Raw genomic sequence first — 9,559 nt, 5'->3', positions numbered from 1 at the left:
ACCACGACAACCGAGACCAGCAGCAAGGGGCGGAGCAAGTTCCACACCCACGACCAGCACATCGCCGGCGACGGCCCGGTCAACGGCCAGTAGGGACACATGGCCGGCCAGGCGGGCGGTCCGACCGGGTGCACTCTCGCCGCACGCAACCCGCCGCTGATCTCGCGCAATCACCTGGCCGGCAGGCAGCGCCGCAGGCCGTAGTCGGCTCCGCGAGCCAGCCGGCGGCGCGCCCGCCGTGGACCATCGAGCGGCGAACCAGCGGGTTCCTCGTCCCCGACTACGGGGACCGCCGACCGCCGCTCATCAGCTGAGACCCACCGGGGCGGTCAGGACCCGGCGGAGACGGCCGCGTCGAGGCCTCGCGAGGCGACGAGCTGGGCGCTGCCGTCGGCCAGGCGGTAGCACAGGCCCACCACGGCGGCCTTCCCGGCGGCGACCTTCTCGGCCAGCACCCGGGAGCGGTCCAGCAGCAGGTCGACGGTGTGCCCTATGTGCTCGGCGAGGATCTCCTCCGGCTCGACCCGCCCTGCCGCTCGCGCGGCCAGCACGCTGGGGGTCACCCGCTCGACGACGTCCCGGACGTATCCGGCCGGCGTCATGCCGTTCTCCAGGGCGGAACAGGCGGCGGCGACTGCGCCGCACGAGTCGTGGCCGAGGACCACGACCAGCGGGGAGCCCAGCACGTCCACGCCGTACTCGATGCTGCCGAGCACCTCCGGTCCCATGACGTGGCCCGCGGTGCGTACGACGAACAGATCGCCCAGGCCGCGGTCGAAGATGATCTCGGCGGCCAGCCGGGAGTCGGAGCACCCGAACATCACAGCGAAGGGCTGCTGGGACGGCGCGATCTCGCTGCGGCGAGTGGCGTCCTGGTTGGGGTGCTCAGGGGCGCTGTTGACGAAGCGCTGGTTACCGGCCAGCAGCAGCTCGAAAGCGTCGCGGGGCGTCGGGGCCTTGTTCTCAGTCATGGCCGCAGCCTAGGACGGGGCGCCGGCCGTCGCACGCCTGGCCCCTCCCTGTCGGCCGGCGTGCCGTCGAAATTCCTCGCCCTGAGCCCGACCGGCCCGGCAGCGGACGCACCCCACTCGTGACGCGTCGGCGCCTCACCGGGCCCGGCGCCGAGTTCAGCCGGTGGCCGGGGCGGCCGCGTACTCCTCGTCGGTGACGGGCGTCAGCCAGTGCACGACGTCGTGATCGGCGTCCGCTTCGTTGATGGCCAGGTGCACCATCAGTCGGTTGGGTGCGGCGCCGTGCCAGTGCTCCTCGTCGGCCTCGAACAGGACGCGGTCGCCGGGCCGGATGACCTCGATCGGTCCGCCCCGGCGCTGGCACAGGCCGATCCCTTCGGTGACGAAGACAGTCTGGCTCAGCGGGTGGCGGTGCCAGTGGGTGCGCGCGCCGGGCATGAAGTGCACCAGGTTGGCGCTCACCCGGGACGGAGAGGGGGCGGCAGCGACGGCGTCGATGTAGACGTCGCCGGTGAACCAGTCGGCGGGACCCTTGACGGTGTCGATGGCGCTGCGGGTGATCTGCAAGGTCGTGTCCTTCTCTGCGGGCGTCACCGGCCTGCGTGGCCGGGCAGCCGGTCGTGGGATCGTGTGGGCGGCGCGTTGCCGGAGAAACCGCGGCCCGAGGGGGTCAGGGCTTGAGCAGGGCCTTGATGGCGCGGCGCTCGTCCATCGCCTTGTAGCCCTCGGCGACCTGCTCCAGCGGCAGGGTGAGGTCGAAGACCTTCCCCGGATCGATCCGGCCCGACAGGACGCGGTCGATGAGGTCGGGCAGGTACCGGCGTACGGGGGCGGGGCCGCCGCGCAGTCCGACGTGGGAGAAGAACAGCTCCTGGCCGTCGATGGCGACCTCGTGGGGCACGCCGACGAAACCGACGTTGCCGCCGGGCCGGGCGGAGTGCAGGGCCTGCCGCATGGCCTGGGCGGTGCCGACGCACTCCAGGACGGAGTCGGCTCCGATGCCGTCGGTGAGGTCCTTGATCCGGGCGACGCCGTCGTCGCCGCGCTCGGTGACGATGTCGGTGGCGCCGAATTCGAGGGCGAGCCGCTGGCGGGACTCGTGGCGGCTCATCGCGATGATCCGCTCCGCGCCCCTCTCCTTCGCGGCGATCACCGCGCACAGGCCGACCGCTCCGTCGCCCACGACCACGGCGGTGGATCCGGGCCTGACCTCGGCGGCGTCGGCGGCGTACCAGCCGGTGCCCATCACGTCGGAGACGGCCAGCAGGCCCGGCCAGTCCTTCTCGTCGGGCACCTCTTCGGTGGCGACCAGGGTGCCCTGGGCGTTGGGGATGCGGACGTACTCGGCCTGGCAGGTGCTCATGAACTCGCGGTTCAGGCAGTTCGACTGGAAGCCGTTGCGGCAGTTCGCACAGGTGTTGTCCGACGTCGCGAACGAGCCGACCACGAACTGGCCCGGCCTGACCGCGGTCACCTCGGCTCCGACCTCCTCCACGAAGCCGACGTACTCGTGTCCCATGGGATGCGCCGCTTCGGTCGCGTCCAGGCCGCGCCAGGGCCACAGGTCGGAGCCGCACACACAGGTGACGGCCGTGCGGATGATGGCATCCGTCGGCTTGAGGATCTTCGGGTCGTCCAGGGTCTCGAAGCGCACATCGCCGGGGGCGTGGATCACTGCTCCGCGCATGGGGAAATCCTTACGTTCGTCGGAAGAGGGGGCGGGGCCGGCCCGGCCGCCGCCGTAGTGGGTGGCACGGGTCGGGGACGTGAGAGGGACGCCGTCGTCCTTCGCGCACTGCCCGGCGGGGTACCCACCCGGACGGCGGCGCCGCTCGGGAAGTGCCCCTTCTCCAGGTAACCGCTCGCGCCGACGGGTAGCGACATACCAGTGAGAGGTGTACCGGCAGTACATCCCTCCCGCAGCGATCAGGCCGTACGGTCGAAGACATGGACAACCGTGAGGAGGTCCGCGAGTTCCTCACCTCGCGGCGAGCGAAGATCACCCCGGAGCAGGTCGACCTGCCGGCCGGATCGCGACGGCGTGTGCCCGGACTGCGCAGAAGCGAGGTCGCCGCACTGGCCGACATGAGCGTCGAGTACTACGCGAAACTCGAACGGGGCAACCTGGCCGGTGCCTCCCCCGCCGTCCTCGAGGCCGTCGCCCGGGCGCTGCAGCTGGACGACGCCGAGCGCGCCCATCTCCTGCATCTGGCCCAGGCCGCCGACGGCTCCGACACCCTCACCCGGCCCCGCCGCCGGTCCACCAGCCGCCAGTGGACACCACACCGCAGCCTGCAATGGACACTCGACGCCATCACCGCGGGGCCCGCAGTCGTGTGCAACGGCCGCACGGACATCCTCGCCGTCAACCCGCTCGCCCGGGCCTTCTACACCGATCTGTTCGCCCATGCCGAGAACCAGGCCAACCTGGCCCGCTTCAACTTCCTCGACCCGGCCTCCCGCCAGTTCTACCCCGACTGGGAACTCTTCGGCGACATGGCCGTGGCCATGCTGCGCCGCGAAGCCGGCCGCGACCCCCATGACAAGGACCTGCACGACCTCATCGGAGAGCTGTCCACCCGCAGCAGGGATTTCCGCACCCGCTGGGGCGCCCACAACGTCCGCCGCCACGGCACCGGTACCAAACGTTTCCGTCACCCCGCCGTCGGCGACCTCACCCTCGCCTACGAATCCCTCGACCTGGCCGCCGAACCCGGGCTCACCCTGACCATCTACACCGCGGAGCCCGGCTCCCCCTCCGAGGAGGGACTACGCCTGCTCGCCTCCCTGGCCGCCACCGACAACGCCGACGCGGCAGCACAGCACCCCACCGCCTGACAGCGCCACCCGCGAGGTCACGGCACATGCGTGCTCGCCGGCCACCGCGAGCAGAGTGAGAGGCTCACAGGCTTACGGGTAGTGAGAGGTGGTGCGACGTGGCGTCGGAGGGTCGGGACCGCTGGACGCGGTCGGGCGTCAGGCTGCGCTGTGTTTCCCAGGGCGAGGAGCGGTGGAACTGGTTGTTCGTTCCGGGCGGTCCCGGCCTCGGGTCGGAGTCCGTACGAGGACTGGCACGTGCAGCCGACGTGCCGGGTACGGTGTGGCTGGTCGATCTGCCAGGAGACGGTTCCAACCGCGGTGTACCGCAGGTTCCGAGCCGCACGTACGACCTGTGGCCGGGCGTACTGGCCGAGGCGGTCGAGGCCTTCGACGACGTGATCGTGGTCGGCCATTCCACCGGTGGGATGTTCCTGCTGTCCGTTCCCGAGCTGGAGGGCAAGGTCGCCGGACTGTGTCTGGTCAGCAGCGCCCCGCACGCGGGATGGCGGCAGGCGTTCGGCGAGTGGGCCGAAGCGCATCCGATCCACGGCCTGGACGAGGTGGCCGCAGCGTACGCCCGGACCCCGAGTGACGAATCCCTGAGTCGGCTGACTCTTGCCGCCGCGGAGTGGAACTTCACGCCTGACGGACTCGCCGCAGGCCGTGCCGTGCTCGAAGATCTCCCCTATTGCCAGGACGCGGTTGCCTGGGCGGACGCTCATTTCGACGACGTCTACCAGGCCCGGTGGAAACCTCGAAACGGCGAGCCCGCAACGCTGATTGTGAGCGGCGCCGAGGATCACGTGGTCGACCAGAGCCTCTGGTTGGAGGACGCCGCTTTCGACCATCCCCGCGTGCTGCGGCGCACGATCGAAGGCGGAGGCCACTTCCCGTGGATCGAGAACCCTGAAGCAGTCCGCTCCGCCTTCGCCGACCTGACAGCCCTTGTGGCCAGCCACCAGTGAAGACCGTCGAGGTGCGGCTCGGCAGGACGGACGAACGGAGGTCTTCGTCGCGGGCCGCAACGAGGCGCAGTGCCCGCCGTGCGGCCGGCGTGACCGTGCCGATGCGCAGGAATCCGCGGAGTACCTCGCCCAGGTCGCCGTAAACGACTTGGAGCACGGGCAGCGCGTTCGGCCCCCACTTCTCGGCGACGTGCAGCAAGATGCCCATGATCTCACCGGGGTCGCCGTGCCGCTCGTGGTCCTGCCGTACGTCCTCCAGCAGCGCGGGCAACAGGACGTCCGCATGCTCGCGCAGTGGCGCGAGGACTTCGTGCGTCTCCGGCCGGCGCGGATCGCCCTCGACCCAACTGCGCCCGGTAGGGTCCCAGAGCGACTCGACCAGGGCGGGGAGGCCGCGGGGGTCGGCCAGCCGGGTCACTGACGACAGGGCGGCTGGGGAACGTGGTCGAGGAGACCGGACACCCACTTCCCAAGCGCGACTGCCGAGGCACTGTGTGGAAGCAGCTCTCAGCCTGCGTGAACAGCGCGCCCGCGAACGCAGCTTGCGGTGTGCTACCCGGGTAGTGCCGAGTGCACCGGGCAGCGCAAACCCGGGTGCAGTGTGTCGTACCCAGAGACGATCCGGATCGCGACAGTGGAGCACCACCGTCGACCGAAAAGGACAATGGCATGCCGGAGTTGACGACCGCTCGGCGACGAGCTCGCGGAGCTGCCGCGGTAGGGGTAGGTGCAGTCGCGGCAGTCATGATCCGACGCAGCGCCCGGAGGCGCGGCGAGTCGCTTGGTCGTCAGGCGCCACTCACGAGCGCGAACGAGAACGCGCGCGCAGCCGGGACGGTGGCTGCGCCGCACGTCGAGCAGCACACGAAGAGCAGGTGGTTGGTCTTCCTCGCGTACGGACTGCTGGCGGCCGCGACCCAGGCGCTGTTCGTGAACTACGCGCCCGTGACGCAGGACGCCGCGCAGCACTTCGGCGTTTCCATCGGCGCGATCGGCTGGCTGTCCCAGGTCTTCCCGCTGATCTACGTCCTCCTTGCCATCCCTGCCGGCATCGCGCTCGACCGGCTTCTCCGCCCAGCCCTCGTGGTCGGCGCGGTGCTCACCGCGTCAGGGGCGTTCCTGCGCCTCGTTGCCGACGACTTCACCTGGGCATTCATCGGACAGGTCGTCGCCGCTGTGGGACAGCCCTTCATCCTGAATGCCATACCGGGCCTTGCCGTGGGCTACCTCGCCGAAAAGCACCGCGCCACCGGAATCGCCGCCGCGTCCTCCGCCACGTTCGCCGGCATGGTCCTGGGCTACCTGCTCGGCGCGTTTCTGCCCGGTGAGCGCCACATCCATACCCTCACCCTCATCACCGCCCTGATCGCCATGGACGCCGGGCTGTGTCTCGTCGGGGCACTTCGCTTCCCGCCGCGGACGAGCCCCGAGTCCGCATCCGTGACCAGCGGACTCCGGGCCTTTCGCGCGGCGTTCGGCAATCGCCACATCCGACGTCTGTGCGGGGTCGTCGCCATCCCGATGGGCACGTTCATCGCACTCGCGACGTTCGTGCAGCCGCTGCTGGCGCCGGCCGGAGTCCCTGAATCCACCGCCGGCCTCATTCTCGCGCTGACCATGATCGCCGGCGTGATCGGCTGCGCTGTCGTGCCGGTCTGGGCAGATCGGCGTGGCCGCGAGGTCCAGGTCATGGGCGCCGCGATCGCTTTCACCGCCGGGGGCTGTCTGCATCTGGCCCTGGTCCCGAGCACGCCCATGGCCTTCCTCATGCTCCTCGGGACAGGCTTCGTGCTGCTCCCGGCTCTTCCCATCGTGCTCTCCCTGAGCGAGCGACACGCGCCCGAAGCCGAGGGCACGGCGGCCGGACTCATCTGGATGGCGGGCAATCTGGGAGGAGTACTACTGACGACGGCAGTCGGACTCTTCGTCAGCCGACCCGAGATCGCATTCGGGGTCCTGTCCGCCGCTACCCTTCTCGCTTTCCCGGCACTTCACTGGTTCAAGAAGCTCGAGTACCACGACACCGTGAGGTGAGCTCAGCTCGGTCCGGTCGCCGCGATGTCAGGCGCGATGTCCAGCACCAGGAGCGCCGCCGCCACATGGGTCGGGTTGTCCTCGACCTTTACGGCCGACAGCTCGTTGGCGCGCGAGACTCGCCGCTCGACGGTGTTTCGGTGCGCGTAGAGGTTGGCGGCTGCCCGGGTGGTGTTGAAGCCACACTGCACGTAGGTGAGGAGCGCCTGCCGTAGTGCTACGTCCGCTTCGGCCAACGGCCCGAGAGTGTTGATGACGAAGCGACGTGCGCCGGCGCGGTCCTTCGTGAGCGCGTCGATCAGCTCGACGTCGGCGTAGGCGGTGAATCGCCGGTCGGAACCGAGCCGGGTGACCAGCGCCTGCGCCGCGAGAGCGTCCTGGTGGCTGGACCTGAACCCTTCGAGTCCGTGTCCGGGCCTTCCCACCGCCGCGCGAACCTCGTCAGTCATCGCCGGGACCTTCTCCACAGGGTGAAGGTCCGGGACGCCCGGCCCCGAGAGCCAGATCCACCGCGACGTGCCACTGGCACGTGCCACCAGGGCACTCCGGCCCGCGCCAGCGGCGCGCACAGCCGGGATCGCTCCGTCCAGAGCGTCGACCTGCTCAGGATCATCGACCCACAACACGAGACCGACGTGCCACCGCGCCAGCCGGTAACGCAGACGCCCCTCGGCGAGATCCTCCGTCATCGGCGCCCCGCTGGCGATCAGCTGGATCAGGGCGATCGCCTCGGCACCCGCATTGCCCATCGCAGCGGCGAGGCCTGCTTCACGCAGGGCCGCGACCGAGTCGAGAGCGTACTGCGCCAGCGACTTCGCCGACACGTCCAGGACCCCCACGAGGAGGTCGGGGTCGGCGCAGTGCGTCACGCATACCTCCAGCCATCGCCGCCAGCCGATCCCCAGTGCCACGCGCCAGGCATCAGCGAAGTCGGGCGCGATGCCGCGGGAGACGAGATCGTTGATGTACGCCGTGGTTCTCGGGCCGACGTAGGGCTCCACTCGCCGCCCCGGATGCTGGACGTTCGCGGTCAGCCATTGGACAAGATCGGAGCGGTTGAGCTCGCGATCCTCCTCGGTCAGCGATGCGTCCGCGAGGAGGGCAGGATCGTTCTGGGCCACGAGAGCGGGCCCCGCGAGGGCGTCGACCAGGGCGTCCGTCTCCGTCAACAGGTGTTGGCACAGTGACCTGATCGCATCAGCGGCCTCGCGGGAGGGCGGGGGCCACAGCTCTTCCATATCTTCAAGTCTCCCTCTGATCCCGAGGAGCCGGTGCTCCCGACATGCCGTGTCACAGACAGAGGAAAGGCCGGCCGGTGGCAGGCCCGGCAGCGAAGGCGAGGGCCGTGCAGCCGGCCGACGACGGCGAGGGGCGTCGGGCCGCTGCCGTCATGCGAGAGCGGCTGCCGGCCCCGACACTGCCGTGCGTTCGACAGGCCGGCGAAGCTGTATCCGTCATCATCTGCGCTGTCGCTCGTCGGTCAGTCGGCGCCGAGGCAAGCGGAGTTGTGTCCAGGCGAACCCGAAGGACGGTTGGTGTCAGGCGCGCATCGCTCGGCGACGGTCGAGGGGGAACACGCTCGAGGCCAGGCCGTGGCAGTTGTCGTCGGCCTGGGCGTAGGCCTCTTCGTCCGTCGAGAACACCTGAGTGGTGACGACCGGACCGAAGATCTCGGACTGGACGATCTCGTCGTCCTGCCGCAGGCCGGCAACCACGGTGAGCGCATAGTCGAAGCTCTCGTCTCCCACCCGTGCTTCGCCCCCATGCGGTTCAGCAAGGTCGGCATCCGCCACCTCGACGGGTGCGGCCCGGGTGACGGTGGACAACCGCGCGCATGGGGTCTCCAGGAGTGTGGTGTTTAGTATTGGTAAACGGCGGAAGGTTTATCACGCCGTCGGTTGTGCTGCAAGGGATACGGCGACGCCGCCCCTTCTGAAGGGGCACCAGGTGCCCGTGACGCGCATGCCTTAGCCTCGTCTCACGGAGGGGGCTCGTCCGAGCCGGCCTGTCACCCGAAGGCCACACGACCTCGACCTCAGGACGGGCGGTGAGCACACGATGGGCATCGCTGACAGCGGGAGAGCAGGCGGAGCAGCCAAGGGCTCCCCTGGCCTCGAAGCATCCACAGGCGCGCAACTGAGGGAGATCAGGCTCAGCCGCGGGTTGTCGTTGACGGAGGTTGCGCATCAGGCAGACGTCACCAAGGGCTTCCTCAGTCAGTTGGAGCGTGGTCTCACCAATGTGTCCGTCGCGACGTTGTTGCGAGTCTGCGATGTGCTGCAGATCGGGGTCGGCGAACTGTTCGCCTACCCGGATGAGCAGGTCGTGGAGGGCGGAAGCCGGATCGACATGGGCGGTGAAGGGGTCACCGAGTACCTGCTCACGCCTGCCGACACCACGGCGTTCCAAGTCTTCCGTTCAGTGATCGAGCCAGGCGGGGGCACGGGTGGCCCCTACAGGCTCGACACCACCACGATCTTCGCGCTGGGACTGAGCGGCTCGACCCGTCTGATCGTCGGGGGCGAGACCCGGATGCTGTCAGCCGGTGTGTCCACCTCGTTCTCCGGTCGGACGCTTCACCAGTTCGACAATCCGGGTACGCGGGTGAGCGAGGTCCTGTGGGTCCTGTCGCCTCCGCTCCTTCGTGTCGCGCGAGAACCGTCCTAGGGCTGCCCTTCACGTCCGGGCCCAGGCGTCCGGGCCCCAGGCTTCGCAACTCCTGACGGCGGATCTCGCCGGTGGTGGTCTTGGGTGTGGTTTCGACGGCCT

General features: G+C 69.7%; 10 protein-coding genes. 5 read left to right on the top strand and 5 right to left on the bottom strand.

Annotation, left to right across the window (positions count from 1 at the left end; genetic code table 11):
* Positions 1-329: 329 nt before the first annotated feature.
* From ACF08B_RS40175 to ACF08B_RS40165, 3 genes are all read right to left on the bottom strand, one after another.
* The gene (locus ACF08B_RS40175; RefSeq protein ID WP_392321996.1) at positions 330-971 is read right to left on the bottom strand and encodes a carbonic anhydrase; all 642 of its coding nucleotides are present in this window, start codon (positions 969-971) and stop codon (positions 330-332) included.
* Positions 972-1,127: 156 nt separating this feature from the next.
* Positions 1,128-1,538 (bottom strand): cupin domain-containing protein, encoded by a 411-nt coding sequence (locus tag ACF08B_RS40170; RefSeq protein ID WP_392321995.1) that lies wholly within the window; start codon positions 1,536-1,538, stop codon positions 1,128-1,130.
* 103 nt (positions 1,539-1,641) lie between these two features.
* Complete coding sequence (locus ACF08B_RS40165; protein ID WP_392321994.1) at positions 1,642-2,658, bottom strand: zinc-dependent alcohol dehydrogenase family protein; 1,017 nt, start codon at positions 2,656-2,658, stop codon at positions 1,642-1,644.
* Positions 2,659-2,918: 260 nt separating this feature from the next.
* Between ACF08B_RS40165 and ACF08B_RS40160 the strand changes: the two genes are divergently transcribed.
* The 4 genes from ACF08B_RS40160 to ACF08B_RS40145 all read left to right on the top strand — a co-directional run bounded on the left by ACF08B_RS40160 (position 2,919) and on the right by ACF08B_RS40145 (position 6,790).
* Positions 2,919-3,809: a helix-turn-helix transcriptional regulator gene (locus ACF08B_RS40160; RefSeq protein ID WP_392321993.1), complete on the top strand. Its 891-nt coding sequence runs from the start codon at positions 2,919-2,921 to the stop codon at positions 3,807-3,809.
* 98 nt (positions 3,810-3,907) lie between these two features.
* The gene (locus ACF08B_RS40155; RefSeq protein ID WP_392321992.1) at positions 3,908-4,756 is read left to right on the top strand and encodes an alpha/beta fold hydrolase; all 849 of its coding nucleotides are present in this window, start codon (positions 3,908-3,910) and stop codon (positions 4,754-4,756) included.
* 190 nt (positions 4,757-4,946) lie between these two features.
* On the top strand, positions 4,947-5,177 hold the full coding sequence (locus tag ACF08B_RS40150; protein WP_392321991.1) for a hypothetical protein: 231 nt from the start codon (positions 4,947-4,949) through the stop codon (positions 5,175-5,177).
* Between the two features lie 323 nt (positions 5,178-5,500).
* Positions 5,501-6,790 (top strand): MFS transporter, encoded by a 1,290-nt coding sequence (locus ACF08B_RS40145; RefSeq protein ID WP_392321990.1) that lies wholly within the window; start codon positions 5,501-5,503, stop codon positions 6,788-6,790.
* 2 nt (positions 6,791-6,792) lie between these two features.
* Here the strand turns inward: ACF08B_RS40145 and ACF08B_RS40140 are convergent, their stop codons facing one another.
* Together ACF08B_RS40140 and ACF08B_RS40135 are read right to left on the bottom strand one after the other, a co-directional pair.
* Positions 6,793-8,028: a PucR family transcriptional regulator gene (locus ACF08B_RS40140; protein WP_392321989.1), complete on the bottom strand. Its 1,236-nt coding sequence runs from the start codon at positions 8,026-8,028 to the stop codon at positions 6,793-6,795.
* Between the two features lie 300 nt (positions 8,029-8,328).
* Entirely contained in the window at positions 8,329-8,616 is a 288-nt protein-coding gene (locus ACF08B_RS40135; protein ID WP_392321988.1) for an aldehyde dehydrogenase family protein, read from the bottom strand.
* Between the two features lie 232 nt (positions 8,617-8,848).
* Here ACF08B_RS40135 and ACF08B_RS40130 point away from each other — a divergent pair, with 232 nt between their 5' ends.
* The gene (locus ACF08B_RS40130; RefSeq protein WP_392321987.1) at positions 8,849-9,457 is read left to right on the top strand and encodes a helix-turn-helix domain-containing protein; all 609 of its coding nucleotides are present in this window, start codon (positions 8,849-8,851) and stop codon (positions 9,455-9,457) included.
* Positions 9,458-9,559: the final 102 nt, after the last annotated feature.

Origin of the sequence: Streptomyces sp. NPDC015139 (genome assembly GCF_043079785.1) — a bacterium.
Classification (GTDB): domain Bacteria; phylum Actinomycetota; class Actinomycetes; order Streptomycetales; family Streptomycetaceae; genus Streptomyces; species Streptomyces albidocamelliae.
This window is presented reverse-complemented; position numbering and strand designations above follow the sequence as displayed.

Excerpts from the sequence above, each read along its gene's own strand:
- ACF08B_RS40175 (WP_392321996.1), bottom strand. The coding sequence starts at position 971 with ATGACTGAGAACAAGGCCCCGACGCCCCGCGACGCTTTCGAGCTGCTG.
- ACF08B_RS40165 (WP_392321994.1), bottom strand. The coding sequence starts at position 2,658 with ATGCGCGGAGCAGTGATCCACGCCCCCGGCGATGTGCGCTTCGAGACC.
- ACF08B_RS40160 (WP_392321993.1), top strand. The coding sequence starts at position 2,919 with ATGGACAACCGTGAGGAGGTCCGCGAGTTCCTCACCTCGCGGCGAGCG.
- ACF08B_RS40145 (WP_392321990.1), top strand. The coding sequence starts at position 5,501 with ATGATCCGACGCAGCGCCCGGAGGCGCGGCGAGTCGCTTGGTCGTCAG.
- ACF08B_RS40140 (WP_392321989.1), bottom strand. The coding sequence starts at position 8,028 with ATGGAAGAGCTGTGGCCCCCGCCCTCCCGCGAGGCCGCTGATGCGATC.
- ACF08B_RS40130 (WP_392321987.1), top strand. The coding sequence starts at position 8,849 with ATGGGCATCGCTGACAGCGGGAGAGCAGGCGGAGCAGCCAAGGGCTCC.